The sequence below is a fragment of the Alcanivorax sediminis genome (assembly GCF_009601165.1).
GTDB classification, from domain to species: domain Bacteria; phylum Pseudomonadota; class Gammaproteobacteria; order Pseudomonadales; family Alcanivoracaceae; genus Alcanivorax; species Alcanivorax sediminis.
In genome coordinates, this window is record NZ_WIRE01000001.1 from 2727700 (window position 1) to 2754542 (window position 26843).

A 26843-nucleotide genomic window follows, 5' to 3' on the forward strand; every position below is an offset into this window, starting at 1 on the left:
GCCTGGGACTCTTTTTGAGAATGCTGGCAGGTTGAGCCTGGATGTGAATACAACGCTTGAGGCTGGACGCCAAACGCCTGAGGCCGTGAAACACGGCGTCAGGCATCGGGCGTCGAGCATCTGGCGTTTACTTAGCCGCGTTCTGCGATCGGGGTTACCGTGCGCAGATCTTCACCGGTGTACTCGGCGCTCGGACGGATGATGCGGTTGTCCGCACGCTGCTCCATCACGTGGCCAGCCCAACCCGTCAGGCGGCTCATCACGAAGATTGGCGTGAACAGCTTGGTCGGGATGCCCATGAAGTGATAGGCAGAGGCATGGAAGAAATCGGCATTACAGAACAGCTTCTTCTCACGCCACATCACCTCTTCACAACGCACGGAAACCGGGTACAGCACGGTGTCGCCCACGTCCGCGGCCAGCTTCTCGGACCATTCCTTGATGATGGCATTACGCGGATCGGAAGTGCTGTAGATCGCGTGACCAAAGCCCATGATCTTTTCCTTGCGCTCCAGCATGCCCATCATTTCCTGCTCGGCATGATCGGCTGAAGTGAACTTCTCGATCATGTCCATGGCAGCCTCGTTGGCACCACCGTGCAGCGGACCACGAAGGGAGCCAATAGCTGCAGTTATGCAGCTGTGAATGTCGGACAGAGTGGAGGCACACACACGTGCAGTGAAAGTGGACGCGTTGAATTCGTGCTCTGCATACAGGATCAGGGACACGTTCATAACCCGTTCATGCAGCTCGTTAGGCTTCTCGCCGCGCAGCATGTGCAGGAAGTGTGCGCCGATGGAATCGTCATCGGTGTTTTCGTCAACACGAACGCCATCGTGGCTGAAACGGTACCAGTAGCAGATGATGGACGGGAAGCAGGCCAGCATGCGGTCGATGGCTTCTTCCTGGTTCGGGAACACGCCCATGACGGTGGTGTCTTCCTGCTCCAGATTGCCCAGCATGGAACAACCGGTACGGATCACGTCCATCGGGTGAGCGTCAGCCGGGATGCGCTCCAGCACTTCTTTCAGTGCCTGAGGCAGGCCACGCAGCCCTTTCAGCTTGGTCTTGTAGGCAGCCAGTTCAGCCTGAGTGGGCAGCGCGCCCTTCAGGATCAGGTGTGCCACTTCTTCGAATTCGCAGTTTTCCGCCAGGTCTTTAACGTCGTAACCGCGGTAGGTCAGGCCTGAGCCGGAAACACCTACAGTAGAAAGAGCGGTTTTACCTGCGACCTGGCCACGCAGGCCTGCGCCTGAGAGCTTTTTGCCTTCTGCCATTGTTTATCTCCTGGTTAATCTGTTTACAACGATGTCTTGATCACCGCAGGGCGGGAATCGGTAACACCGATCCGCGCCTTCTTACCTCTGCCGGAGATGGTTGAGCCCATTTCCGACCTGCGATGTTGAATCTGTTCTTTCGCCGTAGGAGCCTGCCTGCAGGCGATCTTTCAGAAAATCGCCTGCAGGCAGGCTTCTACGGTTAGACCTTAAGCTGCTCAGCCCTTGTTCTGGGCGAACAGAGCGTCCAGTTTCTGCTCGTAGTCGTGGTAGTTGAGGAAATCGTACAGCTCCATACGAGTCTGCATGATGTCCACCACGTCTTTCTGGTGACCGTTTTCGCGAATGCTCTGGTACACGGCCAGTGCAGCCTTGTTCATGGCACGGAAGGCGCTAAGCGGATACAGGATCATGTCCGCACCGGCTTCAGCCAGCTCTTCACGGGTGAACAGAGGAGTGGCACCAAATTCGGTGATATTGGCCAGCAGCGGGACGTCGCCCAGACCTTCCTTGAACGCCTTGTAATCTTCCAGGGTGTGTACGGCTTCAGCGAAGATGCCGTCTGCGCCGGCTTCGATACAGGCCTTGGCACGCTCTACCGCAGACTCCAGACCTTCCATCTGGAATGCATCGGTACGCGCGATGATGAAGAAATCATCGTCGATCTTGCCATCAACGGCAGCTTTAACACGGTCCACCATTTCTGCCTGGGAAACGATTTCCTTATTCGGGCGGTGCCCGCAACGCTTTTGGGCAACCTGATCTTCCAGGTGAACCGCACCCGCGCCGGCCTTGATCATTTCCTTCACGGTGCGGGAGATGTTGAACGCCCCACCCCAACCGGTATCAATGTCCACCAGCAGCGGCGTTTCCACAGCGCTGGAGATACGACGCACGTCTTCCAGCACATCGTTCATGCTGGTCATGCCCAGGTCAGGCATGCCGTAGCTGGCGTTGGCCACACCACCACCAGACAGGTAGATAGCACGGTAACCGGTTTGCTCGGCCATCATCGCCGCGTAGGCATTGATAGTACCCATGATTTGAAGGGGCTTTTCTTCCGCGAGCGCTTTACGGAAGCGGCCGCCGGCGGTCAGGTTTGCTGACATGGCGTTCTCCTATTGATCCGATTTCAGATTCTCCGCCTTGTGGGCGGCATATTGGCTTTCAATATTCTTGCGGGCACTGCTGATATGGCGGCGCATCAGCAGCTCCGCCATCTCGCCATCTCCGGCTTCAATGGCCTCGACAATACGACGATGTTCGTTGAGTGCTTTTTGCGGGCGGTTGGCAACGGAGCTGAACTGGTAGCGATACATGCGCACCAAATGGTAGAGCTCGCCGATCAGCATCTGGCTAAGCGTCGCGTTGTGGCTACCCTGAATAATGCGGTAGTGAAAATCCAGGTCCCCTTCACGCTGGAAGTAGGCGGTATCTTCACGAAGATCCTGTTGTTGCTCGTGCTGGCTCAGCACATCGTAGAGTCCGCGGACTTCTGCCCTGGTCATACATTCGGCGGCTAAACGGGCCGCCATGCCTTCCAGCGCCTCACGGACGTGATAAATCTCGATCAGGTCATCAAAGCTGAGGGAGGCAACGCGGGTGCCCACATGGGCCACGCGTTCAAGCAGCTTGCGGGATTCAAGACGACGGATGGCTTCGCGCAGGGGGCCGCGGCTGACACCGTAGCGGGTGGCCAGCTCGGTTTCGCTGACTTTGGTACCGGGAGGAATCTCTCCACGCACAATATCGTCCTGCAGCCGGGCAAATACCTGGTCGGCAAGGGTTCGTGCCTGGTTTTCCGATAAAGAGTCTGGAGAGGTAGCAGACATACATCAGCCCGATTGTTGACAATCCTTACAACCGGGCTGGACTTTACGCCCCTATACGGGATGTTTCAAGAGGCATTGTTGACAATGAGTGACACAAAGGATCACGGAGCAGGCGCTAACGGGTCGCAGCCACCACCGGGCAAGCCAGCAAAAAACTGGACTGCCCCCCCCTTCCCAAACGCCAGCTTGCCAAGAACAATCAACAATTCCTGGTCAGCCTCGTCAAGATCCAGATAAGTGTTATCCGAGCCATCTGCCTTATCAGGCAAGGCTGCAATTAACTCTTTCTCAAGCACATAAGGATAAAAGCCATCAATCCAGGCTGCTCGCAGGCCGTCATCGAAATTTGCATCAGAAAGACGGAACATCGGACGGCAAGCATCCTGCATGTCGACCCTCCCTAAAACGGTTACCCCAAAATGGCTAGTGGTCTTGGGTGCTGTTGCGTCAGGGGCAATAAACAAGGACAGATTGGCAGAATTAGCTTCTGTGCCTGCGTCATTCATGAAAGTACGACTGACAAAGCCCACAGCCCAACCATCTACACCCAAGGCATTTGGACAGTTGCCTTCGAAGTCTCCCGCCATAACGATGCCGTTATCGGGCTGACCAGGGTCCGAGATAACCTGAAGACAGATATCTGTGCTGCTTGGACTTGCATCTCCGGAGTAATAATCGCCCTTTGGCTGCTCTTGAGTGGTGGTATTGCTGTTAATTTCCGGGAAGTAGTTACCACTACCGTCAGCTGCGGCCTCAAGATCCGGGTTTGGGATATCGGAACATTCCGCAGGCGTTGGCTCGTTCGCACCCAGGCAAGCCCGCATCAATCTCAGTGTGTAGGGCCCGTTATCCGCCAGATTCTGAATCGCCACTTGGTTTGGGTCCGGCTGGGGGGCCGCCTCAATTTCCCCAGACAATGGCAGGTCGACTACGGCATCCGAAAGTAACTCGCCATCAAGGGCGCCTTTGTCTTCATCAGCCAGAAGAGCAGCAATATCGGGGTAGTTAACCTCAATATCAGTAGTGCCCACGCTGTTTTCAGGCTGGAAGTTGTTATAAATCAATTTATTAAGAAAGCGACCCTGCACTGTGAGATCAGTATCCGCGCTGCCAGGCTCGATGGACACAATAGTCGCATTTTCAAGCTGTAGCAGGTCGTTCAGCCTGGAGTCAGGACCAAAGGCCACCAGCTCTTGCCGCCCATCCGCTGCGCTGGATGCTCTTGCAGCAAAACCAAGCCCCATCACCTTGCCATTGGGCAAGATCAGGGGGGGCTCCCCCAAGGAGGCATCATTACTGAGCCTTCCCGGGAGGTTCACGCTGACAATATCGTTCTCGGCAGCGGAGTTAGGATTATCATCCTGGCAAGTGATAAACAGGCAGGAACGGAAGCTATAATTCCCGGCAGAGGTATAACGATTAGCCCCTTTGACCAAAGCCAGCGGAATATCTCCATCAGGATTTAGCCCAGCTACTGCCACTTGCGAAGACAGCACCTCGAAGAACGTATCATCGCCAGCATCGCCCACCGACCAGTCATTCCTGAAATTGTCATACACCGCTGTATTCAGTGGCTTCACAAGTCCAGGCTGATCGTCGACAAGATCGTGGGCCTCATCTGGAATCGTCACGACATCAGGGGTCATCGCATCAGTATCGAGTCCCGATATCAACGCAGCGATATTACGGGTTTGAGGCAGATCAGAGGATTCACGCCAGGGAGAGTTTTCAAGATCTGCCAACGTAACGGTGTACTTCTCCAGGGCCTCCTGCTTTGGGAACAAGATCGTGCCGAGTGAGGCAAAGTTTCCTTCGAACAGGCCGCTCCCCACGAAAAACTCAATACTCTGAGAAGAAGAGGGGCAAAGCGCGTGATAAGCAGGGACTGTAACGGACTCACCATTAGTAGTCACCGAGGTCGTCTCGGTTTCCTGGGTAAAGAACACCACACTGGTACCACCACACTTGTAGCCAAGGTTCACCACTCTCGGGCCAACCAGCTCTACCAGTACCTCACCTCGTGATGTAGGTGTACAGCCCGCACCTGCAGGACACCCCCTCACCGTGGCACCCGAGAAATCCTCTCCGCCATTGCACCCAACAAGGGCAATGGACAAGGCAGTCAAAGCAAACAAAACACGCATATTGAATTCCTGTGATTCTGCAGGTGAGCCTGTTAGCGGCCCAACAAGACCAGCTCTCCCTGCGTCACTTGTAATAATCCGTCGGTACCCGGCTGCTCTTCAGAATAGGGAAGGAAAACAACCAGATACTGTAGACCTGCTTCCCGCTCAAGGGTTCCCTGCAGATAACCGTAGCGGTACCAGGTTTCCGGGTACTTGCGGCTGAAAGGCTGATCAACCAGCATCACCGGCGTGCCCTCGGCATCCAGCCAGAGCAATTCCACCGCAAGATAGCCCTTCTTTTTGACAAAGGCATTCAGGGTAAGGCCCGATATACCCTCGTCCATTGAAAACACGATGGCACGGTAACCGTTGTCCCCCGCCATAAGCAAACTGCCATCGTCAAAGGCGACCAGCTGCTCACTGCCAGAACTCAAGGGCCGTGCGGCTTCCAGCATATGCAAACAACAATCAGTCCGAATGGGGCGATAGGTTTCCATAAAGCCATCCGTTGCCAGCTCCTGATACGGTCCAGGGGCTGCCCGGGCGGCAGCTCGTTCCGCGCCCATATCAACAGGACGACTGACCAGCTGACCGGTTTCGTCGATATAGGTCACAAATCGCTGGTTTTCGCGATCTTCCAGTTCCTGCTCGACCTCACCGCTTGGACGGTAGTCATCTATATTTTCAAGGGAAACGGCAGAGGCATCATCCGGATTCGGACTGGAGGTATCTGCTTGCCCGCTCACCGGCGCGACCGGGCGAGGCTCGGCCTTACGCTCCAGGGTAACCAGGTTTCCTTGGGCATCGGTGTAGACGTACAGGCCACTGGATTCGTTACCTGTTGGCACCGGGCCCTGACAGCCCGCCAGAGCCGCCAGAGCCAGTACAAGTAGTGTGCGCATTAAAATTTCGTTCTGAATGCCAGGCCGATCAGGGTGATCTGGGCCTCTGTCTTGATATCCAGGCCAGCATAAGGGTTATACACCACATTATCGATACCCGTGCAGTTTGCAGCACAGCTGGTATCAGCCGGGATTTCGTCCTTGCTGTGCAGCATACCGATACCCAGATCAATGTCCGTATCCTTGTCCCACTTATATCCCAGGCCGAGACTGTAATAGCGAGCCTCATTGATAGGCACCATGGGGCTGCGTCGGTCGTCAGGGATGGCGGATGCACGTGGCTCATAGCCTGCACGAAGCTGAATACGACCCGTCAGGTCATAGGCCGCACCGAAGGCCAGATTCCAGGTTGACTGAAAATTCAGCGGGTAGCTAAGCCGGGTCGGACTGGATCCTGGTGAAAACAGGCGTGCCAGACTCAATACGGCAGAACTGCGGTCGAACACGATATTAAATGCATCCCACTCTTTATAGTCAGCCCAAACCGCATCTACATTAAACTGCAGACGCTCGGTGGGCTTGACCTTGATCCCCGTCTGAAAAGTCGCCGGCATGGTCAGATCCATACTGACCCGCCCTACTTCCTCTTCCTCAACAAAAGAGGGGATCCCCAGTACGGCCAGTGCCAGTGCTCCTGTCGCAGATCCACCAATGCCATTAATGGTCTCGCGGGCAGCATTGGAATAGGTGATCTTGTAATCCCCTTTCATGTGGGTTTTGGCAGCCGAGCGCCAAGTGGCACCCCAAGCGAACCGCTCACTGGGCTCCCAGAGAATCCCCAGGTTGTATGACGGACTGAAGCGCTGATCCATGGAGACTTCCAGAGACGCCAGATTCTTGAATGGTCCCAGTCCCTCCTGCGGACGGCAGATACCAAACAGAATCAGGTCCAACGCAATGTTGGACTCACCCTCAAACGGGGCACAAATACTCTCGTCGATGACCCGGGCAAAACCCAGCAGTTCATTGGGGGCACGAAAGTCCTGCTCCAGGGCAATCGCCTGGTAGCTCATACCGATGGAGGCCCCCAGAAACAACTCATCATTCACCCGGTAACCAATGGATGGAGACAGGTAGGTTATACGCTCAAGGGCGACCCGTTCCCCCATGTAGTTACCCACATCGTCTTCATCGCGATAGAAACCCGCTGCAAGAGGCAGGTAGGTCGCGGTTGCAAAAGTAAACTTGGAGCCTGCCGGTCGAATAGAGAACGCGGGCAAGGGACCAGCAATCAACGGGCCCGGCGGCAAATCCACGGTGTCATTGAGAAACGGCACATAAAGGGAAATCCCCTCTACGGTACTGGTGGCCTTTTTGAAGCTGCGGCAATAATCGACGCCATCGTCAGGCACATCGTTACACACCACCGGGTCGTCAGAAAAACCGAATACGTTATAGCCTGGCGGTGCAGAAAATTCTGATTCAAGCGAGAAGTCCGCACCCAGAAACTGAAGATCCATACGCCGGCCATCCAGCTTGGCCAGACCAGCAGGGTTAAAGTGAATAGCAGAAATACCGGGCGGATCGGCAACCACCGCATGCCCCATACTCATGGCTTTCACGTCAATGGCGATGTTATTGGCAAGCTGAGCGCCGGCGACACCCGCCATCATCCCAAAGGCGCAGGCGATAAGCCGTAACCCTTGCCGTTTATAGTTATTCTTCATGGCTCACCCCATCCAACTGCATTAACCGCTTAGGCACCGGGTTTCAGGCCGGAGAAATCAATCGGCATGGAAATACCTAGCAGTACATCGGGGGAATCTTCGGTCAGACCAAAACCAAAGCTGAGGTTAACGATACGGTTGCTCGCAGTTCGCAAGCCCAAGGACGTATTCACGACACTGGATGTGGAGTCTTCAGATGAGGCGGTGTAATCCTCAAAGACAAAGTCTGTCTCGAAGTTATAAGACTGCTGATAACTGGCGCTCAAAGACACTTCATAAGACAGGGAATACGCAAGGCCCATGGAGAAATTCAGGCTATCACCAGGGTGAACATCCGTGAGGATCTCCCCGCCACGCACCTGATTCAATCCACTTACATCAAACGCATAGGTGTACCCCAACGAGCCAAACAGCACTACGGGGTCAATCACCTTGCTGACACTCAGGCCTGCACCCACAGAGTAGTAACCCGACCCACTCGACACCTCCTCGCGAACATTCAGTTCATAAGGGCTGTCCCCCGTGGGGGTGCTCAGGGTGGTGTAAAGCGTGGTATTCATGGCGCCGGGCTTCACCGGGAACGGCTGAAAACGCAGGCCGAAGGAAACGTCACCAAGTGCCGCCTGGGAGACATCCTTCTCTGTGTCGTACTTGTAGGAAACCGGCAAGCGGGTATTGAAGGTCAGGTTATTCCAGATACCGTAATCCACTGAAAGTGAAGAGGAGAACGAATGCTGGGCATCCTGCTCAATACGGAAGCGGCTGATATTCCCCGTGTCTTCATCAATGGCGATGTCAATCCGGTCATCCCGGTAATAGCTGTAGTTACCCGAGAAATTCAGCGACATCTGGCCACTGGGCAGCAGGGAATACTGCTTTTCAGCAGCCTGGAAGACTTCCTCCAGGTTTTTTTCCTGAGTGACGTCATCCTCTTGGGTCTGCAGCGCTTCACGGGCCTCATCCACGCTGTCTGCCGCCCAGGCAACATGCTGCGCCAACAAGAGTGCGGCCGCGACGGCCACCTTCCCAGACATCATCTTCATGCAAGCCTTCCTTTATTCTGTTTGTTATTTGCCACTGCAGGCTATGTATTACTTACGATAATAGGTTCGGGTCGGAACATTAATGACCCTTTCTGAGCCATCCTGATCCGTAACGAGAACCCGGGTCAGTGTACTGGCCTTATCCGCCCAGTTTTCAATTGGCGCAGTAAACACCGGAAAAACTTCAAACGCCCAGCGGTTAATGGTGCGTTCGTCCAGCAACCGCAGGTCGTAGTCTGTCAGTTCAAGCCCTGATTGAGGCTCGAAACCGTTGGGAAAAACAATGAACAGGACGTTCTGATCCCAGATCTCGGCGAATTTGCTTTCCGTGAAGCTGATGTTGCCAAGCGCAGGATCGGCGACAAAAATATGACCATCCTGGTATTTCTTTAGCACCACAAAGTGCTTGAAACCACCATAGGCGATGGGAACGATGGCTGGGTGGTCAAGATTGCGGATGTCGTCCATCTCGGCGCGGAAACCGCCACTGGGGTGACCCAGAGCCGTCGCCAGACGCTTCATGTCCAGCAGGGAGAAACCGCGACGTTCTACAATCTTGTCCGTCTCGCCAAAACGCAGTAGCCCTTCCATGATCTGCCGTTCCTGAAACTGGCGACCAAGATATTGGTTGAGAACAGTAGTCAGTGCAGCGGAGCCGCAGGAATAGTCGTACGCCTGGCGTACCACATTGTGATAACGGAACTCTGAAACCGGCTTCTCGACAACGATGCCACGGTCTCTCAGTGGGACAGGTTGGGTCGGGTGCTCATAGTAGATCTCCCCTTTCTTGGGGGGCTCGATCACCACGGACTCATTGGCAGCAAAGAAGATCAGCGCCACGCCCAGCATGGAAGTCAGCATGTAATGGCATCCAGCGTTATTGTTATTGTGTGTTTCTTATATGGTGACACATGTTAACTAGGTCACCGTGCGCAGGCAACCACCTATTCTGACACCCCGGCATGGCATTTCAGCCAATAAAAAACCCGGCCGGAGCCGGGTTTTATATTGCTGAACAACGATTAGTTGTGGCCAGCGATTGTCAGGGTAGAACCATTCAGATTCAACCCAACCAGTTCTACATCACCAAGATTGCCAGTGCCACCGATATTTACACTAGTCATCCGTACGTCTGCACCAGTTCCAGCGCCTGTACCAGCAACCCCTACCTGATCAAGGTCAATCACGAGGCCATTAGTGGTGGCATTAATACCAAGACCCACAGAAAGGTCACCAGTTGCAGTAGCCCCAGTGTTTACCACCTGAAGATTTCCAACAGTAATACCACCACCGCTATTTGCATCGTTAATGCTGAAGTTGGCAATCTTAACACCACCACCTGTGATAGTAGTATTCATTGCGATCATGTCGCCCTGAGCCTCAGTACCCAACTGAAGGTTAAGATTGGTTGCGCCAAGCGTCACTGAGCCAAGGTTCAGCACATTATCGACGCGACCGGTTGCAGCCACCCCCCAACCAGGAGTCGCCTCATCACGGTTACTGTTGGCAACATCCACGCTGCCAAGGGTTACTGTGGTACCTGTAGGAATAGAAATCCCCACATTCAACATGGCGCCAGCACCGGCTGCGTCGCTATCACCTGCATCGATAACGATACCGATATTGCCACCTCCAGTATTGATGGCAAAGTCTTCCAGAATAATGGCGCCAGCATTGCCATAACCAGTCCATGCCGGAGTAGTAGCGGTATCATCATCGACACCATCAGTATCATGAACGATGACCTGTGCCACAATATTAGCATTAAGACCAAGAGTGATACCGTCCTGACCAGTAACTGCAGACAGAGCTTCATCCTGCATTGGTTCCAGAGCCAGAGCAGACATCGGGGCAACAGCTACGGCTGCGGCGATTGCGAGTTTTTTAAAACCCATTGTTGTTCTCCTCGTGTGCACAACGTGTGTTTTTGTAATCCTTATATGCGCCCCGGTTCTCGCAGAGCACACATGTACGTTAACACAACAGTTACAAAAGCCAATGCTACAGTTACAGATAGATTCAATAACATCACAAACCTGTAACCCACTGTTTTATAATGAGATGAACAAAGCAAGAGACAGATGACGCAATTCGTATCAAGGCAAATAATACTGAATCGGGTTCTGTGTGTTACCCGCCGTAACACAGTTGGGAAGATTTTCAGTAACAGGTACACTGGCTGTCCCCCAAGCTTGATCTTGAACCATGATTCCCAGCTGTCTTTTCCCACTGAATAAGCAAATCGTTTCTCTTCCAGCTCCTGTGGTGACGTTATCTGTCAGACAGCCGGACGAGATCCCGGTCCTGTTATCCAGCATTCAACGGCATCTGAGCAGCCATTGTGTCTTTGCAGCGGGTGTTGTGCCCTACAACCTCACTCAGGGAATGACTAACGCGGACGTACCGCTGGTTGTCCACCTCTATGACCAGAAACCTTCCCCCTATATAGAAGGCCGCCTTCTCACTGGTGATTTCACGCTGAACGAACCCTTCCGCCCAGAAACCAGTAAAGCGGCATACCTGGCCAACCTTGATCGCATCAAGCGGTATCTGGCTGCCGGGGATTGTTATCAGGTGAACCTGGCGCAACGTTTTGTGTCGACATTTCAGGGAGCACCTCTTACAGCCTGGCTGGAACTGCAGGCACGCCACCCAGCCCCTCACAGTTGTTACTTTGATACCGGATCTGGCAGTGTGTTTGGCGTTTCCCCTGAGCGCTTTCTTTCTATCCATGGCAGAAAGGTCGTCACTGAACCGATCAAGGGATCTCGCCCTCGCGGGCAGGACGACGCAGAGGACAGACTGATCGGTGAAGAGCTGCGGCAAAACCCCAAGGACCGGGCAGAGAACTTGATGATTGTGGATCTGCTGCGGAATGATCTGGGCGCTTTTTGCAAGGCGGGATCCGTGAAGGCAGACCCGCTGTTTGAACTGCGGCGCTTCAGCAATGTGCAGCACCTGGTCAGCACCATTTCAGGTGAACTAAGGGAAGATGTCTCGCCGCTGGCGGCCTTGCTGCACGCATTTCCGGGCGGGTCTATCACCGGCGCGCCCAAGAAGCGGGCCATGGAAATTATCGCCGAACTTGAGCCAGCTCCTCGCGGTGCTTACTGCGGCAGCTTTTTCTGGATGGATGACAAGGGCAATCTGGACAGCAATATCCTGATTCGCACCCTGCAGACTGATGGCGACAAACTCTACTGTCATGGCGGCGGGGGCATTGTGTTCGACTCTGATCCTGAAGCCGAATACGAAGAGAGTCGTTTCAAAGTGGAAAAGCTAATGGGAGCACTGGAAGCGCGGTTCCTGGCCAAGCCCTAAGCTGGCCCCTTCCCTCCTGCAGGAGAGCCAACTTGTTGGCCGAAGGTTTTCTGCTCTGAAGACTGCGGGCCAACAAATTGGCTCTCCTACAGGATCTTCAGCCCTTTTTCCCTCCCGGTTCCATCTGTCCACCCTTGACGAAGCCCGAAGCCAAACAAAAAAGCCGCACCCGATGACGGGCGCGGCTTTTGTGCTTAAACCAAAACACGCACCCCACAGTGTTGCATGATGCGTTATACGTGATGCGGTGAGCGTATCTTAAAGTGGAATATCGCGAGGGCTGGCCTTGACGATTTCCTTCTTCAGATCCTCGTAGCTGTGAACAGCCGGGAACTGGGGAAACTCCGCAATCACATTGTCCGGGGCATGGAACAGGATGCCCTGCTCGGCTTCAGACAGCATGGTGGTGTCGTTATAAGAGTCACCTGCTGCGATGCAGTGGTAGTTCAAGCTGTGGAAGCCCTTGATGGACATACGCTTGGGGTCTTTCTGGCGCAGCTTGTAGTCAGTGATCTTGCCGTTCTCGTCCACTTCCAGACGGTGGCAGAACAGGGTCGGCCAGCCCAGTTTCTTCATCAGGGGCTTGGCGAACTCGTAGAAGGTGTCTGAAAGGATAATCAGCTGGAAGTTTTCACGGGCCCAGTCGACAAACTCCTTGGCGCCATCCAGCGGCTCCAGGGTATCAATCACTTCCTGAATGTCCGGCAGGCCGTAACCTTTCTCATCCAGGATGCGCAGACGCATCTGCATCAGTTCGTCGTAATCCGGGATATCCCGGGTGGTAGCACGGAGTTCTTCGATTCCGGTTTTTTCGGCAAAATTGATCCAGATTTCCGGGATCAGGACCCCTTCAAGGTCCAGACACAGCAATTCCACGGTATTCCCCTATGGGTTGATCAGGCGCGCACAATGTAGCCGCGAGCCCCCTGGAATGCAATCCGGCGGTCGGCAAAAGGCTATGCCGGCAGTGCCCGACTCCATGGGAAAGTGGCGAGTGTCAGCGCTGATAAGGTAGATATGTCACAGAGGCCTAGGAGAGATACTCCCTGACTCTCTTGACCTCTGCGGGCACAACCGTCTTTACCGAATCGGCAGCTCGACATCCGCAAACAGGGCCTCCCGCTCCTCACGATTGGCCGCTTTGATGGCAGCTTCCACCCGCTCATGGGTCAGGTGCGGCGCGAAGGCCTGCAGGAAATCGAACATGAAGCCACGCAAGAAGGTCCCTTTGCGGAAACCGATCCTCGTGGTGCTGGACTCAAACAGGTGACCTGCATCAAGGGCGACCAGGCCCTTGTCTTCCACCGGATCCACGGCCATGTGCGCAATAATGCCCACCCCCATGCCCAGTTTCACGTAAGTCTTGATCACGTCGGCATCGGCTGCTGTGAACACCACTTTGGGCTCCAATCCCTTATCCACGAAAGCATCATCCAGCTTGCTGCGACCGGTAAAACCGAAGACATAGGTCACCAACGGGAATTCCGCAAGGGCTTCAAGGGTCAACGGTGTCACCTGGGTCAGCGGATGTCCCTCAGGCACCACCACCGTCCGGTTCCACCGATAGCATGGCATCATGATCAGATCGGAGAACAGGTCGAGAGCCTCCGTCGCGATGGCGAAATCCACACTGCCATTCGCCGCCATCTCGGAAATCTGCATGGGTGTGCCCTGGTGCATATGCAGGGATACATCGGGGAAACGCTGGGTAAACTGATTGATCACCGGCGGCAGTGCATAACGCGCCTGGGTATGGGTGGTAGCAATGCTGAGTTCACCGCGGGACTCATCACGGAACTCCTGGGCAACACGACGTATGGACTCCGTTTGCTGGAGAATCTCTCCAGCGATACGCAGGATGGCCTGCCCAGCCGGTGTGATGTGGGTCAGATGCTTGCCACTTCGGGCAAAGACCTCCACACCCAACTCGTCTTCCAGCATTCGGATCTGCTTACTGATACCCGGCTGAGACGTATACAGCGCTGCTGCAGTCGCTGAGACGTTGAGGTCGTGCCGCGCTACTTCCCAGATGTAGCGTAATTGCTGCAACTTCATCCCTGCCTCCGCACACTTTCGAGCTGGTGGTTATAAGAATATAAGTAATTATGCAGCAAAAGCATACAGACGTAACGCCTTCATCGCTGCCTGATTACGGGTCGCCACCGGATGCCACATTGGATATGCCGTGGGGAACATGGCCAGCGGCCACATGCTGTGCAGCCGATTCGCAGTGTCCTTGCTGATCATCAAAAAACATGTCTGCGCCGAATGCCCTAAGGAAATCTCCCTTCGGAAGGCCACCGAGAAACAGGCTCTCGTCCAGACGAATGTCCCATTCCCGCAAAGTTCTCACTACGCGCTCATGGGCCGGTGCACTCCGCGCTGTAACGAGCGCGGTTCGAATGGGGCACTGATCATGGGGAAAGCTCTGCTGCAATTGATGCAAGGCGGCAAGGAACGGCTTGAATGGCCCCCCGTTCATTGGGGTACGAGCCGATCGTTTCTCATTTTCTGTGAATGCCGCCAGGCCTCCGGACTGAAAAATCTGCTCCGACTCATCGGAAAACAGCACCGCATCACCATCGAAAGCGACCCGTAGAATCCCGTCCTCGCGCTGACATTGCCCCCCGGACATGATGGTTGCTGCTGCATAACCTGCCTCCAGCACCTGGCGCACATCGTCAGGATCTGTGGACAGGAACAGGTGCGCCCCAAAGGCAGAGACATAGCGATAAGGGCTCTCGCCCCCCGCAAACGCCGCCCGGGTAATCGGCAATCCATAGTGCTCGATAGAGTTGAAGACTCGCAGACCGGTGTCTGAACTGTTTCGGGACAGCAGGATCACCTCTACCCTGCCCTCACCTGCTTCCAGATCATTAATGGCCAGCAGCTTCTTTACCAGCGGGAAAGCATCGCCTTGCTTGAGCACATCCTCCTCATGCTCAATCTGGTATTCCTGAAACGCATCAAGGCCTTGCTCAAGATAGACTTTGTGGCTGTCTGAAAGATCGAAGAGTGCACGGGAACTGATGGCAACAACAAGCTTCCCGTCAAACGACACTGGCATGATTCATTCCATTCATTCCGGTTTTGGTCAGTATCCTGCTGCAGGATTCAAATCGCAATGTGATGATTTCCGACCTTTCTTCTGACTGTTCTGTCCGACACGAATTGATCAATGGTTGTTCACATCATATATGTGGCATAAAGTTGCAACAGCACTATCGCAGTGCAATCGCCAAGCTGTTTCATACCATCCGTAGGGGAAAGGGAGTCGTCCATGGCTGCTAACAAGGTTAAAGATACCGTTGAGGAACTTCAGGCGCAGATCCGCAAGTTGGCTGAGCGCTTTGATAAGGAACGTGAGAAGCAAATCGGTCAGCTGGAAAAGCAGCTGGATAAAGTTCGTGATCGTCTCAACAAGGAAGTAGAACGTCGTCGCGAGTACCTGAACAAGTTCGAGAGCCTGCAGGCTGAATACCGTGAAAAAGCCACTGCCACCGTCAAGCGCCAGCTGGACCGTGCCCGCAAGGCTGCTGATGATGCCCGCAAGCAAGTTGACGACTCCGAAACCCGCAAGCGCATCCTGGAAACCGAAGTCAAGGTCCTGAAAGCCACCGCCAAGCAGGCCCATAGCCTGGCTCGCGTGATCGGCCAGTACGAGAAGGACCTGGAGAAGCGCGCCAAGGAAATCGAAAAGAAGGTGACCCCCAAGCAGGCAACCGCCAAGAAAGCACCGGCCAAGAAAAAGGCTGCTGCGAAAAAGGCGCCTGCCAAGAAAGCGGCCACCAAGAAAGCGGCTGCAAAGAAGGCCCCAGCCAAGAAAAAGGCTGCTGCCAAGAAGAAGCCGGCCGCCAAGAAAGCACCTGCTCCGAAGGCAGACGGCTAAGCCGATTCACTGGCTCAGCCACACGAAAAAGCCCCATCCTCTCGGATGGGGCTTTTTTTTGTCGTTCCATCAAGCTTGAGACCGTTCTCACGTCTGGTTGGGGAGAACGTCTTCCATGCCGGCCAGGTAGCGAATCTGGTGTTGGTCTACCTCACCAGCGACCTCCTTGAGCGTGTGGTACGTCCGTAACCCCAGGCGATATGCCTGCCCAGCACGATGGCAACTCACCACTTCCGCCTCAACCTGTCGCAAAATCATCGACGGAGAATACAGATCAAGCTTGATGTGGGTACCGGGAGAAAGACGCATCGGCGAGGTCAAGCCAATCCCGAAACGGTTATAGTCCAATGCCTTGGCCCGTGTCACAAAGCGCCAGCCACCGAATAAACGATGTCTGAACACATCCACTCGCATCTGGGTGTTTATACGAGCCAACTTGCGCCGATTGGCTCCGCGGGATTCTCTGTTGTCCATATTCTTTCCGTGTCTGTTCTGTCCTGAATAACACCAGGCCGGGCGTTGGCTGGCGTTTTCGCCTTGGCAATCCAGCGCGCAACCAGATTACAAATATTAACATGCTGACCATCGGTAGGCAGCTAAAAGACGCCTGAACGCCTCGTCCACCGCATTACTGGCCAGCCACCCTCAGCGTGGTATGATCTTGCCACTTTATTTGGATCAGGATCACAGGGACGTGACAGCCACCCCCCGCCTTGCACTGCTGCCTTCTGTCTTCAGCCTGCTGCTGATACACAGCACAATAGTCACCGCAGACACAGCACAAGGCATCGCCGCTCCAGCTGGAACAACTTTCCCGGAAGCATTGCCCGAGGTCGAGGCGTCCTACCGTGTCGTGGTCAATGGCATCCCGCTCGGGCTCAATGCCATGATCAGGCTGACCCAGGAACCTGACAATTACCAACTGCACTTCAAGGTTGAGAACCGCCTGTTCCGTCATGAGGAAGTTGCCCAGTTCGACTGGGACAACTGCGTTGCCAAGCCTCATCATTATCGTCACGAAAGCGTTGGTTTCGGCATTAACCGCGGCGGTGAAATCGTGTTCGACTGGAAAACGCGTACCGCCAAAGGCAGCAAAGCGGTATATCCGTTGGTCGCAGACGCGCTGGACGCCTTGAGTGTCGCCATGGTGGCACGCTGCAACATGGCCAAGGCGGATTCGGCATTTTCCTATCATGTGGCCGAACCTGATGGCCTGGACGAATACCAGTACCGGTCTCTCGAGAGTGAAACCATCAAGACGCCAGCCGGGGAATGGATGGCCACAGGGCTTGAGCGCGATTACGAAGAGCGTGGGCGAAAATCCCGCTTCTGGGCTGCCAGGGAACTGGACTACTTCATGATCCGCATGGATCACCAGGAAAACCCTTTTGTGCGCGGACGTATTGAGCTTACGGATTTCCGTTATCTCAACGAGGAGGACACTCCCAATCCAGCCCTCCAAGCTGGCAGCACCGTTTCCAGCCGCTGAGCACAGGCCTCCAGTCTTTCCTTGTAATCTTCCTCCAGCTGCCACCGATAACTGTCCTGCTGGTGGCGCACCCGGGGCGTCAGTGCCTGGCGGGAGTCTCCTCTATCAAACTGCCGGCACGTTTCGGCAAATTGGTGAAAATCTGACAGATCCACCTTGGGTGAAATAGTATCCGGGAGGGTGTCCAGCAAGGCACTGATCCGTATCGATGCTTCGCTCAGTTCTATTTGCTGCTGCACCATGGCCATACATAGCACACCCAGACTGTCGAGCACGGCCAGTTGCTGACGCTTTGCTTCTTCACGTTGCTTGCGGGCCAGCCAAAGACGCCACGCCAGCAGTCCCATCACCGTACCAATCACCAGCCCGATCAGGGCCGCAAGGATGATCTGCCAAACCAGGCTCATGCGTTCTCCATCGTGAGAATAAATAGATCAAGATAAGGTTTGAAAAACCCTCTGTCGGGTACCATTGTAGCCATCAGATCCACTGTGTTCACCCCGGAGAAACCTTTTGACGCCTTCAATGCCGGACTGGTTGGCCCCCCTCGCTGAGCAGCTTGAGCCCTGGCTACCCACGCTGACAGTGACCGGCATAGTCATGGCGATTGCTTCCGTCGTCGCGATTCCCCTGTTTATCGCCCGCGTCCCCGCCGACTACTTCACCGAGCAGTATCACCCCTATTCGCACCGCAACCCCACAGGGTGGCTACTGTGGTCCCTGCGCAATCTTGTTGCCCTCATCCTGCTGGTCGCCGGTATTCTCATGCTCGTCCTTCCTGGGCAAGGATTACTGACTATTCTGATCGCTATCATGACCAGTACTTTTCCGGGGAAATACCGTCTGGAACGCGCTATCATGCGCCGCCCCGGGGTTTACCGGGCGGCTAACTGGATCCGCCGCAAGTACCAGCGGAGCCCACTGAAACACCCAGACGACCAACCTCCTGAAGACAGGGCCGAGGACCAGAAACATGGTGATTAACAGCGCTGCCATTCGCTGGCATGGGGACTTTCTCGAATTGCTGGACCAGCGTGTCTTGCCCGCCGAAACCCTGTGGTTGCCAATCCACAATAGCCAACAAGCGGCTCAGGCCATTCGCGATATGGTTGTTCGCGGAGCCCCCGCCATCGGGATCACTGCAGCCTACGGCCTGGCGCTGGAAGCGGCTCTTCAGGGAGAGACCGCCAGCGCGGACAATCTGGCTGCGGCTATTACTGTGCTGGCCGCAAGCCGCCCCACCGCAGTCAACCTGTTCTGGGCACTGGAACGACTTCAGGCGACGGCAGGTACACTTCAGGGAGTCGAGCTGGTTAATGCCTTGAAAAAGGATGCCGAAGCCATTCATCACGAGGACATTGCAGCCAACCATGCGCTCGGCGAACACGGCGCAGCCCTGCTGCCAGAAGGCGCCACCGTTTATACCCACTGCAACACCGGCGCGCTGGCCACCGGCGGCCATGGTACTGCCCTTGGCATCATCCGCACCGCCTGGGCGCAAAAGCGTCTGAATAGCGTCTATGCCGGTGAAACCCGCCCCTGGCTGCAAGGCAGCCGGCTGACCAGCTGGGAACTGGCCAACGACGGCATCCCGGTAACGCTGGTCGCGGACAGTACAGCAGGACAATTGATGGCGCAGGGCAAGGTACAGGCCGTGATTGTCGGTGCAGACCGGATAACCGCCAATGGTGATACCGCCAACAAGATCGGTACCTACAACCTGGCGGTGCTGGCCAAACATCACGGTATTCCCTTCATTGTTGCCGCCCCCGTTTCCACCCTGGACCCGGCGCTCCCGGACGGCTCCCACATCGTGATTGAAGAACGTGACGGTAATGAAGTGCGTCAGGTCCAGGGCAAAGTCGTTGCACCCAGCGAGGTATCGGTTTACAACCCTGCCTTTGACGTAACGCCGGGCGAGCTGATCACCGCCATCGTCACCGAGCGTGGCGTGATTCAGGCACCCAATACCGACAAGGTGCTGGCCCACATACGCGAGCAATGATGCGGAGAAAACCATGATCGAACGCCCCTATTCCACCGCCGATTTTCGTGAAGCCAGCCGCGCCCTTGCCGCCATTGGGCAACGCATCTATGGCAACGGCTGGTCGCCAGCCACCAGCAGCAATTACTCCGTTCGGCTCAATGACCAGTACGCGGCAGTTACCCAATCCGGCAAGGACAAGGGCATGCTGCGTGAGACCGACATCATGGCTGTGGATATGCAGGGGCAAGCCGCCAGCGCAGGCAAACCCTCCGCCGAAACGCTACTGCACACCCAGTTATATCGACGTTATGACAAGGTCGGCGCTGTGCTGCATACCCACAGCCATGCCAGTACTGTGTTGACCATGCACTGGCCAGCCAACACCATCACCCTGGATGGCTATGAACTACTCAAGGCGCTGGATGGAATTACCACCCATGAGAGCCGCCTGAACATACCGGTGTTTGATAACACTCAGGATATTGCCGCCCTGGCCGATAAGGTCGATGCCGCGATGGATAACGGTGATGCCAGCCATGCCTACCTGATTCGAGGCCACGGGCTCTACACCTGGGCGGCGGACCTGCCAACCTGCTACCGTCAACTTGAAGCGCTGGAAGTCCTGCTTGCTATTGAGCTGGACCGCCGCCGTCTAAGTGGAGTCTGATCATGAGCGAGATGAAAGTCTTTCGAGCTGATAACCCGGCCACCCCGGAACAGCACCTTACCGACAAACAGTCCATGGCTGAGGTACTGGCTGCTGCCGGTGTCCGTTATGAGCAATGGGAAGCCTCCGCTCCCCTCGCCGAGCAACCCAGCCAGGATGAAGTGATCGCTGCTTACAAAAGTGATATTGATCGCCTGATGGAAACGGAGGGTTACCAGACGGTGGACGTGGTGAGCATGGTGCCGGATCACCCCGAGAAAGCGGCCTTCCGCCAGAAGTTTCTCGATGAACATCGTCATAGCGAAGATGAAGTTCGGTTCTTCGTGGAGGGGAAAGGCCTATTTACCCTGCACATTGAGGACAAGGTCTACGAAGTCCTGTGCACCAAAGGTGACCTGATCAGCGTGCCTGCGAACACACCGCACTGGTTCGACATGGGCTCACAACCTCGCTTTGTGGCCATCCGCCTGTTCAACAACACCGAGGGCTGGGTGGCCAACTTTACCGGCAGCGATATCGCCAGCCGTTTCTCGCGCCTGGACTAACCCCCGTCGCCGCAGGAGCCTGCCTGCAGGCGATGGATGAGCAGAAGCGAGTTTCGAAGAGCAAACCCCGCCAGAACCTGAAGCAAAAGTGGTTTAGGTTTTCGCAACTCGAAACCCGCTTCTGGCTTTCCCGTACCTTACTACCCAGCGAACCTCAATTACGGATAGCACCATGATCAAGGCAATCGTCACCGATATCGAAGGCACTACCAGCAGCATATCGTTCGTGAAGGAAGTGCTGTTCCCCTACGCGGCGAAGGCGTTCCCCGGGTTTTTGGACGCGCATTGGCAAGATGAAACCGTGCAGGCTCTGATCAGTGCCGCCGCCGAGGAAAGTGGGCAGACACTGGAAACGCCGGAAAAGGCCAGCGCCCTGTTCCAGCAGTGGATTGCCGAAGACCGCAAAGCCACCTCGCTCAAAGCGCTGCAGGGAATGATCTGGAAGCAGGGTTACCAGAATGGTGACTACACGGCTCACCTCTATTCCGACACGGCGAAGTGCCTCAAGCAGTGGAAACAACATGGGCTGGATTTGTACGTCTACTCCTCAGGATCAATCCCGGCCCAGAAACTGTTTTTTGGCTACAGTGACGAAGGCGACCTGACTGCGCTGTTCAGCGGCTACTTCGACACCACCTCCGGCCACAAACAGGAAGTACAGAGTTATCGCAATATCCAGGCTGACATTGGACTACCCGCCGAACAGCTTTTGTTCCTGTCCGATGTGGAGGCAGAGCTGGACGCCGCAGCCGAAGCCGGCCTGAGGACCATCCGCCTGGATCGGGAAGGCAGCCAGGGGGTTAGCAAGCATCAGGTTGTCACCTGTTTTAACCAGATCGATGTCGCCAATCTCCAGGAAAGGCCCACAGCGGATTAACGCTCGCTTGCCGAGCGTCGCTCCTATGGGGCAGGATCCCCGGCTTGCGCAGGGGAATCAGGCATCGAAGCCGCTCAGGGGTGGCTCGGTCCTGTCCTGATTCGCCATCTTTAGTTCATTGAGCATGACTACTTCGGATCCCGGCAGGAAAACACCACAAATTTCTTGTTGGTACCAACCACTTCTACAGCGGAAAACAAGCGGCCCAACGCCTTGTGGTAACCCAGGTGACGATTGCCAATCACTCTCAACTCACCCTGCTCCGCCAGTCGCTTGCTGGCCTGGCGAAATAGCCTGCGCGCCACATGATCGCCCACAATGTGGCCTTCATGGAACGGCGGGTTGAGCAGGATGCAATCGAACCGCTCATCCAGAGCGGACAATCCATCGCCATGATGCAAACGGGCCTGTGCTCCCTCCTGAAAAGAGGCCACGTTCTCCCGCGCGCTTTTCAGGGCCATCCAGGACTCATCGCAGAAAGTCATGTGCACCGAAGGGTTGTGCTGCAGCACGGCAAGACCTATCACGCCATTGCCGCAGCCTAAATCGACCACCCGGGCTCCGTCGGCCAACCCACTGGGGAGGTGCTCCAGAAAGAAGCGGGCACCTATATCCAGTTGTTGCTGGGAAAACACACCCGCGTCGACACGCAATTGTCCGACTGGGGTATCCACGGAGGTCGGGTATGGTGAGTCGGCTAATACCCTGCCAGGCGCCTTGCCACTAAACAAACGCGCTTTCTTCCAGCCGTATTCCGCCTGGCCGTTGCCCAGGTACTTCTCCATGAGCGGCACCAGCTGTCGGGGCAGGTGCTTGTCCATACCGCAGAGCCACACCGGCGTGCCTTCATTCAATTGTGCACTCAACCAGACCAGCTGGGATTCCAGCAGCGCCAGAGACTTTGGCACGCGCATCAACACCTGGCCTGGCACGGTGGGGAGTTTTTCGTCAGGCCAGCAGTGTGTGATTTCCGCCAGGCCGTTTTCTGCCGCATTACGTTGGATATTATCCAGGGCGAGCCAGGAATCGCCACTCGACACCACCCCGCCCCTCTTGGCAGCCGCAAGAGCAAGGGCGCCATGGCTATCATTGACCACCAGGATCTCACCGCGCTCGCCCCCCCTCTCGGCAAGAGTATTCAGCAGATACTGGTCGGCATTGTCCCAGGCCTGCAGGGTTTCATTGCGGCGGCGAGGCCAGCGATAAAGGGTCAGGCTCCCCCAGGGATGTGTCAGTTGATGCATGTGGGTAGCTCCGGTGACCAGGTATCGGGAGCGCATTCTGCCTACAGAAGCGCCGGCTGGCCATAATATGCGCAAACGGCCGACAGAGCTGCATTTAGGTATGGTATTTTCAGATTTCGCTGCTAGAATGCGCCAGCACAAGATCCGGAATATAGCTCAGCCTGGTAGAGCACTACGTTCGGGACGTAGGGGTCGCAGGTTCGAATCCTGCTATTCCGACCAATTAAAAAGGCCGCTCAAACGAGCGGCCTTTTTTTATGCTTCATCGGCGGCTCCAGCCCCGCGCCCCATGAAACATGGCGGCAAGCGTCATCTCGGGCCCGCCTGCCCCCAAGGTGTGGTAAGCGCGTGAGCCGGGCAGCCGGCGGCCTTCCTCACGCGAACAATCAAGCCGTGACTTATGCCAGCCTCGGATTGAGCGTGTAGGTCACAGTGAGGCTGGCCGAATCCAGTGCATGCGCTTTGATGATCTCGGCCAGCGCTGAACCACCAAGGTCGTCTCCTGCTGGCAGCGTGTCCACATCCAGCGCATACACTGTAAAGACATAGTGGTGAATGATGCTGTCGTTCCAGGGCGGGCAAGGGCCATCATAGCCAAAGTAATCCCCTGCCATCTCGGCATCACCGGCAAACCACCCTGTGTAGTCGTTCTTGCCATGGCGCAGGCCATTCCCCGCATCCGGGCCACTTTTACCTCGCGGCGTAATACCGCTGCAATAGGCTCCCTCTTCAAGGCTGCTCTGTTCGGCAGGAATATCGAACAGAGTCCAGTGGTAAAAATCCACTCTGGGTAGCGAAGCCGGCACTTCACGGCCTTCCTGATTCACATCGTCGCCCGCACTGGGAACGTCAGGATCATGCACCACCACTGCAAAGGAGCGAGTGCCTTGCGGAGCTCCGCTCCAGGCCAGGTGGGGGTTGACGTTATCGGACAGGGCAACGTGGTTCTCCGGATCAATCACCGCGAACACATACTTTTCACCGATGGGCTGCTGATCGGTCAGGCTGTTGCTGACTAGCTGCATGGTTGGACTCCAGTTGGCGGAATGATGCATTCATGACACAGGCTTCCGCCGCGATTTTCAAGGACAAGAAAACGGGAAACGCGCCAGGGGTGAGTAAATGGGGAAATCATTTTCGCCACGCTGGCTCTGGTACAGCCAGAAAGACGACACCAACAACCGCCACTCTCCCGTCAGCACAGGCAGTGAGTGGCCGGGCCTGGCCAGTGTGACATGGGGCCGGAACGGCCGTGGCTCCAGATGAATTCCACAATCCGAGAGCCGTTCCTCCAACCCCTTGTGCAGAGCCTCTAACTCCGGTGACAAGGCTCCAGTCAAAGCCAGGAAGGGGCCCCTTTCCTGAGGGAAGGGCTCACAACGGGTAAACGGCAGACTGAAAGCCGCGAAAGATGCGGCCAATGTCTTCAAGTGGGGAACCATCGCCTCGACCTGCTCGGCACGACACTCACCCATAAAGGCCAGCGTCATATGCAGATTGCCGAGCGGTGCCGCACCCGCGTGGCCCGCAGCAAGCAGGATACATTCTTCAGCCAGCTCGCCTCCCACTGGCACCCCGATAAAACAACGCATCCGCCTCTCCCTGTAAACTGCCGATCCGGCAGGGGTAGCCAAAACGCACCCGCCTCAGACAGTGCTACCCGCATTTTACGCCAATGTGCTGCAGGCATGGCTTCACGGCAGTGACACCGGTAGAATTGCGCCCCCACTACCCTGCCCGCCAGCGAATACGTCAGCCAACCGTGAGGTGCACTATGTCCGACCACAAGTCCGGTAAAGTCGGTTTTATCAGTCTGGGTTGCCCCAAGGCCCTGGTCGACTCCGAACGCATTCTTACTCAGCTGCGTACGGAAGGCTATCAGGTGAGCCCAAGCTATGAAGATGCCGATGTGGTAGTGGTGAATACCTGTGGCTTCATCGACGATGCCAAGGCAGAGTCTCTGGATGCCATTGGCGAAGCACTCAATGAAAACGGTAAGGTCATCGTGACTGGCTGCATGGGCGTGGAAGAAGACACTATCCGTAAGGTGCACCCGTCAGTGCTGTCTGTCAGTGGCCCCCAGCAATACGAGCAAGTGGTCAACGCCGTACACGAAGTGATCCCGCCCAGCCAGAACCACGACCCATTCCTGGATCTGGTACCACCACAAGGTATCAAGCTGACTCCGCGTCACTATGCGTACCTGAAGATTTCCGAGGGCTGCAACCACAAGTGCAGCTTCTGCATTATCCCCTCCATGCGCGGCAAGCTGGATTCCCGCCCTATTGGCGATGTGCTGGATGAGGCAGACCGACTCGTGAAAGCGGGCGTGCAAGAACTGCTCGTGATCAGCCAGGACACCAGTGCCTATGGTGTAGACCGCAAATACCAGACCGGTTTCTGGCAGGGTATGCCGGTGAAAACCCGCATGCTGGAAATGTGTCAGGCTCTGGGCCAGATGGGTGCCTGGGTGCGCCTGCACTACGTCTACCCCTACCCCCACGTGGACGACATCATTCCAATGATGGCCGAGGGGCATATCCTTCCTTACCTGGATATCCCGTTCCAGCATGCCAGCCCGTCGGTATTGAAGGCCATGAAGCGCCCCGCCCATGCGGAAAACACCCTCGAGCGCATTCGTCGCTGGCGCGAAATCTGCCCGGATATCACCCTGCGCAGCACCTTCATCACCGGTTTCCCCGGTGAAACCAACGACGACTTCGAGATGCTGCTGGACTGGCTGGAAGAAGCTCAACTGGATCGTGTTGGCTGCTTCACCTATTCCCCGGTGGACGGTGCCCCCGCTAATGCTCTTGCAGACCACGTGGACCCGGACATTGCCGAAGAGCGACGTGAGCGTTTCATGAACGTGCAGGCCCGAATCAGCGCAGACAAACTGCAAAGGAAGATTGGCAAGACCCTGGAAGTACTGGTGGATGAAGTCGACGAAGAAGGCGCTATTGCCCGTTCCAAGGCCGACGCTCCGGAAATCGATGGTCTGGTTTACATCAACGGTGAAACCGGGCTGAAACCCGGCCAGCGACTCAACGTCACCATCGAGCATGCCGACGAGCACGATCTTTGGGGTACCCCGGTACCCGGCAACGCCTGACGCGTGAATGACCAACCGCTAAAAGGCGCCCTGCTGCTGGTACTCGGTGAAGGCCTCCTGGCCATCATGGCGGCCATGATCAAAAACCTGTCCGATCACCTCGACACCGAGGTGATCGTGTTTGCCCGCAACCTGTTCGGGCTGCTGTTTCTGCTCCCCATCATCATGCATCGCGGTGGCTTCGGGCAGCTCAAAACCCGAAACCTCCACCTTCATTTGATCCGCGCGTTTACCGGCGTAACCGCCATGTTCTGCTTCTTTTATACCATTGGCCACATTGCTCTGGCCGAGGCGGTGCTGGTGAAAATGACGGTGCCGTTCTTCCTGCCGGTGGTTGGCTGGCTATGGTTGAAGGAAACCATACGTACCCGTACCTGGATCGCTATCCTGGTGGGCTTTGTTGGCGTCGCCATCATCATGCGTGCCGGCACGGGAACCATCGATCCCGTCATGTGGGTAGCATTGGCTGGCGCCGCAATCATGAGTGTGGCCAAGGTCAGCATACGTCGTATGGCCATCACTGAGCCGGCACAGCGAGTGGTTTTCTATTTTGCACTCTTCGCCACGCTGTTCTCTGCAATACCCCTCATCTGGGTCCACACTCTGCCCGAAGGCAGCGATTATCTTTGGCTGATGGGGATTGGTCTGGTGGCCACAGGCGGACAGTTTGCCATGACCAATGCCTACCAGATGGCAAGCCCGGGACAGGTAGGGGTTTACAACTATTCTGCGGTGGTCTGGGCAGCACTGCTGGGCTGGCTGTTCTGGGGGGAAACGCTGGTCATCACCACCATACTCGGCACCCTGTTGATTGTTGCCGCAGGAGTGTGGAACCTAAAAGGGAAACCGCGGTAACGAAACCACT

General features: G+C 55.8%; 27 protein-coding genes and 1 tRNA gene. 11 read left to right on the forward strand and 17 right to left on the reverse strand.

Translation table 11 applies throughout. The features are described 5' to 3' along the window. Positions 1-131: 131 nt before the first annotated feature. The 9 genes from prpC to filA all read right to left on the reverse strand — a co-directional run bounded on the left by prpC (position 132) and on the right by filA (position 10742). Complete coding sequence (gene prpC / locus GFN93_RS12455) at positions 132-1277, reverse strand: bifunctional 2-methylcitrate synthase/citrate synthase (protein ID WP_153501384.1); 1146 nt, start codon at positions 1275-1277, stop codon at positions 132-134. Positions 1278-1495: 218 nt separating this feature from the next. Next, the gene (prpB, locus tag GFN93_RS12460; protein ID WP_153501385.1) at positions 1496-2386 is read right to left on the reverse strand and encodes a methylisocitrate lyase; all 891 of its coding nucleotides are present in this window, start codon (positions 2384-2386) and stop codon (positions 1496-1498) included. A gap of 9 nt (positions 2387-2395) precedes the next feature. After that, a complete protein-coding gene (locus tag GFN93_RS12465) occupies positions 2396-3109 on the reverse strand; it encodes a GntR family transcriptional regulator (protein WP_153501386.1) in 714 nt (237 codons plus the stop codon). A 101-nt stretch (positions 3110-3210) separates the two neighbouring features. Then, complete coding sequence (locus GFN93_RS12470; protein WP_153501387.1) at positions 3211-5253, reverse strand: hypothetical protein; 2043 nt, start codon at positions 5251-5253, stop codon at positions 3211-3213. 32 nt (positions 5254-5285) lie between these two features. Next, positions 5286-6137 (reverse strand): hypothetical protein, encoded by an 852-nt coding sequence (locus GFN93_RS12475; protein WP_153501388.1) that lies wholly within the window; start codon positions 6135-6137, stop codon positions 5286-5288. Then, entirely contained in the window at positions 6137-7804 is a 1668-nt protein-coding gene (locus GFN93_RS12480; RefSeq protein ID WP_235901830.1) for an OmpP1/FadL family transporter, read from the reverse strand. The genes GFN93_RS12475 and GFN93_RS12480 overlap by 1 nt, the downstream gene beginning before the upstream one ends. Positions 7805-7833: 29 nt before the next feature. Next, positions 7834-8847, reverse strand: a complete 1014-nt coding sequence (locus tag GFN93_RS12485) for a transporter (RefSeq protein WP_153501389.1) — start codon at positions 8845-8847, stop codon at positions 7834-7836. A 48-nt stretch (positions 8848-8895) separates the two neighbouring features. Then, a complete protein-coding gene (locus GFN93_RS12490) occupies positions 8896-9708 on the reverse strand; it encodes a C39 family peptidase (protein WP_153501390.1) in 813 nt (270 codons plus the stop codon). Positions 9709-9869: 161 nt separating this feature from the next. Then, positions 9870-10742, reverse strand: coding sequence for a putative pilus system protein FilA (gene filA / locus GFN93_RS12495; protein ID WP_153501391.1), 873 nt, complete (start codon positions 10740-10742; stop codon positions 9870-9872). A gap of 370 nt (positions 10743-11112) precedes the next feature. On the opposite strand from filA, the gene GFN93_RS12500 reads away from it, so the two are divergent. After that, the gene (locus GFN93_RS12500; protein ID WP_328594614.1) at positions 11113-12168 is read left to right on the forward strand and encodes an anthranilate synthase component I family protein; all 1056 of its coding nucleotides are present in this window, start codon (positions 11113-11115) and stop codon (positions 12166-12168) included. A gap of 258 nt (positions 12169-12426) precedes the next feature. On the opposite strand, the gene thrH is transcribed toward GFN93_RS12500, so the two are convergent. From thrH to GFN93_RS12515, 3 genes are all read right to left on the reverse strand, one after another. Beyond that, on the reverse strand, positions 12427-13044 hold the full coding sequence (gene thrH / locus GFN93_RS12505) for a bifunctional phosphoserine phosphatase/homoserine phosphotransferase ThrH (protein ID WP_328594616.1): 618 nt from the start codon (positions 13042-13044) through the stop codon (positions 12427-12429). Between the two features lie 204 nt (positions 13045-13248). Then, a complete protein-coding gene (gene cysB / locus GFN93_RS12510) occupies positions 13249-14223 on the reverse strand; it encodes an HTH-type transcriptional regulator CysB (protein ID WP_153501393.1) in 975 nt (324 codons plus the stop codon). Between the two features lie 94 nt (positions 14224-14317). After that, a complete protein-coding gene (locus GFN93_RS12515) occupies positions 14318-15235 on the reverse strand; it encodes a 5'-nucleotidase (RefSeq protein ID WP_153501394.1) in 918 nt (305 codons plus the stop codon). Between the two features lie 213 nt (positions 15236-15448). Here GFN93_RS12515 and GFN93_RS12520 point away from each other — a divergent pair, with 213 nt between their 5' ends. Then, positions 15449-16057: a hypothetical protein gene (locus tag GFN93_RS12520; RefSeq protein WP_153501395.1), complete on the forward strand. Its 609-nt coding sequence runs from the start codon at positions 15449-15451 to the stop codon at positions 16055-16057. 87 nt (positions 16058-16144) lie between these two features. Here GFN93_RS12520 and GFN93_RS12525 read toward each other — a convergent pair whose 3' ends face one another. Then, on the reverse strand, positions 16145-16531 hold the full coding sequence (locus GFN93_RS12525) for a PilZ domain-containing protein (RefSeq protein ID WP_235901832.1): 387 nt from the start codon (positions 16529-16531) through the stop codon (positions 16145-16147). 220 nt (positions 16532-16751) lie between these two features. Here GFN93_RS12525 and GFN93_RS12530 point away from each other — a divergent pair, with 220 nt between their 5' ends. Beyond that, entirely contained in the window at positions 16752-17546 is a 795-nt protein-coding gene (locus GFN93_RS12530; RefSeq protein ID WP_328594617.1) for a DUF3108 domain-containing protein, read from the forward strand. Here the strand turns inward: GFN93_RS12530 and GFN93_RS12535 are convergent. Further along, positions 17480-17953: a DUF2489 domain-containing protein gene (locus GFN93_RS12535; protein WP_153501397.1), complete on the reverse strand. Its 474-nt coding sequence runs from the start codon at positions 17951-17953 to the stop codon at positions 17480-17482. The genes GFN93_RS12530 and GFN93_RS12535 overlap by 67 nt on opposite strands. Positions 17954-18059: 106 nt before the next feature. Between GFN93_RS12535 and GFN93_RS12540 the strand changes: the two genes are divergently transcribed. The 5 genes from GFN93_RS12540 to mtnC all read left to right on the forward strand — a co-directional run bounded on the left by GFN93_RS12540 (position 18060) and on the right by mtnC (position 21622). After that, a complete protein-coding gene (locus tag GFN93_RS12540) occupies positions 18060-18530 on the forward strand; it encodes a PGPGW domain-containing protein (protein ID WP_153501398.1) in 471 nt (156 codons plus the stop codon). Continuing rightward, entirely contained in the window at positions 18520-19551 is a 1032-nt protein-coding gene (mtnA, locus tag GFN93_RS12545) for an S-methyl-5-thioribose-1-phosphate isomerase (RefSeq protein WP_153501399.1), read from the forward strand. Before GFN93_RS12540 ends, mtnA begins: the two co-directional genes overlap by 11 nt. Before the next feature lie 13 nt (positions 19552-19564). Beyond that, positions 19565-20200 carry a methylthioribulose 1-phosphate dehydratase gene (locus GFN93_RS12550; RefSeq protein WP_153501400.1) on the forward strand — a complete coding sequence of 212 codons (636 nt, stop codon included), beginning with the start codon at positions 19565-19567 and terminating at the stop codon, positions 20198-20200. A gap of 2 nt (positions 20201-20202) precedes the next feature. Further along, entirely contained in the window at positions 20203-20745 is a 543-nt protein-coding gene (locus GFN93_RS12555; RefSeq protein ID WP_153501401.1) for a 1,2-dihydroxy-3-keto-5-methylthiopentene dioxygenase, read from the forward strand. A 172-nt stretch (positions 20746-20917) separates the two neighbouring features. Then, on the forward strand, positions 20918-21622 hold the full coding sequence (gene mtnC, locus GFN93_RS12560; RefSeq protein WP_153501402.1) for an acireductone synthase: 705 nt from the start codon (positions 20918-20920) through the stop codon (positions 21620-21622). Between the two features lie 128 nt (positions 21623-21750). Here the strand turns inward: mtnC and GFN93_RS12565 are convergent, their stop codons facing one another. After that, entirely contained in the window at positions 21751-22866 is a 1116-nt protein-coding gene (locus GFN93_RS12565; protein ID WP_153501403.1) for a methyltransferase, read from the reverse strand. A gap of 145 nt (positions 22867-23011) precedes the next feature. On the opposite strand from GFN93_RS12565, the gene GFN93_RS12570 reads away from it, so the two are divergent. Beyond that, positions 23012-23088, forward strand: a tRNA-Pro gene (locus GFN93_RS12570). Between the two features lie 176 nt (positions 23089-23264). Here the strand turns inward: GFN93_RS12570 and GFN93_RS12575 are convergent. Continuing rightward, positions 23265-23891, reverse strand: coding sequence for a YbhB/YbcL family Raf kinase inhibitor-like protein (locus GFN93_RS12575; protein WP_153501404.1), 627 nt, complete (start codon positions 23889-23891; stop codon positions 23265-23267). 57 nt (positions 23892-23948) lie between these two features. Then, complete coding sequence (gene thpR, locus GFN93_RS12580) at positions 23949-24458, reverse strand: RNA 2',3'-cyclic phosphodiesterase (protein WP_153501405.1); 510 nt, start codon at positions 24456-24458, stop codon at positions 23949-23951. Positions 24459-24640: 182 nt separating this feature from the next. Between thpR and rimO the strand changes: the two genes are divergently transcribed. Both rimO and GFN93_RS12590 read left to right on the forward strand, forming a co-directional pair. Beyond that, positions 24641-25978, forward strand: a complete 1338-nt coding sequence (gene rimO, locus GFN93_RS12585) for a 30S ribosomal protein S12 methylthiotransferase RimO (RefSeq protein ID WP_153501406.1) — start codon at positions 24641-24643, stop codon at positions 25976-25978. A 3-nt stretch (positions 25979-25981) separates the two neighbouring features. Beyond that, positions 25982-26833 (forward strand): DMT family transporter, encoded by an 852-nt coding sequence (locus GFN93_RS12590; RefSeq protein WP_328594619.1) that lies wholly within the window; start codon positions 25982-25984, stop codon positions 26831-26833. The last annotated feature ends 10 nt before the right edge of the window (positions 26834-26843 follow it).

Excerpts from the sequence above, each read along its gene's own strand:
- prpC (WP_153501384.1), bottom strand. The coding sequence starts at position 1,277 with ATGGCAGAAGGCAAAAAGCTCTCAGGCGCAGGCCTGCGTGGCCAGGTC.
- prpB (WP_153501385.1), bottom strand. The coding sequence starts at position 2,386 with ATGTCAGCAAACCTGACCGCCGGCGGCCGCTTCCGTAAAGCGCTCGCG.
- GFN93_RS12465 (WP_153501386.1), bottom strand. The coding sequence starts at position 3,109 with ATGTCTGCTACCTCTCCAGACTCTTTATCGGAAAACCAGGCACGAACC.
- GFN93_RS12470 (WP_153501387.1), bottom strand. The coding sequence starts at position 5,253 with ATGCGTGTTTTGTTTGCTTTGACTGCCTTGTCCATTGCCCTTGTTGGG.
- GFN93_RS12475 (WP_153501388.1), bottom strand. The coding sequence starts at position 6,137 with ATGCGCACACTACTTGTACTGGCTCTGGCGGCTCTGGCGGGCTGTCAG.
- GFN93_RS12480 (WP_235901830.1), bottom strand. The coding sequence starts at position 7,804 with ATGAAGAATAACTATAAACGGCAAGGGTTACGGCTTATCGCCTGCGCC.
- GFN93_RS12485 (WP_153501389.1), bottom strand. The coding sequence starts at position 8,847 with ATGAAGATGATGTCTGGGAAGGTGGCCGTCGCGGCCGCACTCTTGTTG.
- GFN93_RS12490 (WP_153501390.1), bottom strand. The coding sequence starts at position 9,708 with ATGCTGACTTCCATGCTGGGCGTGGCGCTGATCTTCTTTGCTGCCAAT.
- filA (WP_153501391.1), bottom strand. The coding sequence starts at position 10,742 with ATGGGTTTTAAAAAACTCGCAATCGCCGCAGCCGTAGCTGTTGCCCCG.
- cysB (WP_153501393.1), bottom strand. The coding sequence starts at position 14,223 with ATGAAGTTGCAGCAATTACGCTACATCTGGGAAGTAGCGCGGCACGAC.
- GFN93_RS12515 (WP_153501394.1), bottom strand. The coding sequence starts at position 15,235 with ATGCCAGTGTCGTTTGACGGGAAGCTTGTTGTTGCCATCAGTTCCCGT.
- GFN93_RS12520 (WP_153501395.1), top strand. The coding sequence starts at position 15,449 with ATGGCTGCTAACAAGGTTAAAGATACCGTTGAGGAACTTCAGGCGCAG.
- GFN93_RS12525 (WP_235901832.1), bottom strand. The coding sequence starts at position 16,531 with ATGGACAACAGAGAATCCCGCGGAGCCAATCGGCGCAAGTTGGCTCGT.
- GFN93_RS12535 (WP_153501397.1), bottom strand. The coding sequence starts at position 17,953 with ATGAGCCTGGTTTGGCAGATCATCCTTGCGGCCCTGATCGGGCTGGTG.
- mtnA (WP_153501399.1), top strand. The coding sequence starts at position 18,520 with ATGGTGATTAACAGCGCTGCCATTCGCTGGCATGGGGACTTTCTCGAA.
- GFN93_RS12550 (WP_153501400.1), top strand. The coding sequence starts at position 19,565 with ATGATCGAACGCCCCTATTCCACCGCCGATTTTCGTGAAGCCAGCCGC.
- GFN93_RS12555 (WP_153501401.1), top strand. The coding sequence starts at position 20,203 with ATGAGCGAGATGAAAGTCTTTCGAGCTGATAACCCGGCCACCCCGGAA.
- mtnC (WP_153501402.1), top strand. The coding sequence starts at position 20,918 with ATGATCAAGGCAATCGTCACCGATATCGAAGGCACTACCAGCAGCATA.
- GFN93_RS12565 (WP_153501403.1), bottom strand. The coding sequence starts at position 22,866 with ATGCATCAACTGACACATCCCTGGGGGAGCCTGACCCTTTATCGCTGG.
- GFN93_RS12575 (WP_153501404.1), bottom strand. The coding sequence starts at position 23,891 with ATGCAGCTAGTCAGCAACAGCCTGACCGATCAGCAGCCCATCGGTGAA.
- thpR (WP_153501405.1), bottom strand. The coding sequence starts at position 24,458 with ATGCGTTGTTTTATCGGGGTGCCAGTGGGAGGCGAGCTGGCTGAAGAA.
- rimO (WP_153501406.1), top strand. The coding sequence starts at position 24,641 with ATGTCCGACCACAAGTCCGGTAAAGTCGGTTTTATCAGTCTGGGTTGC.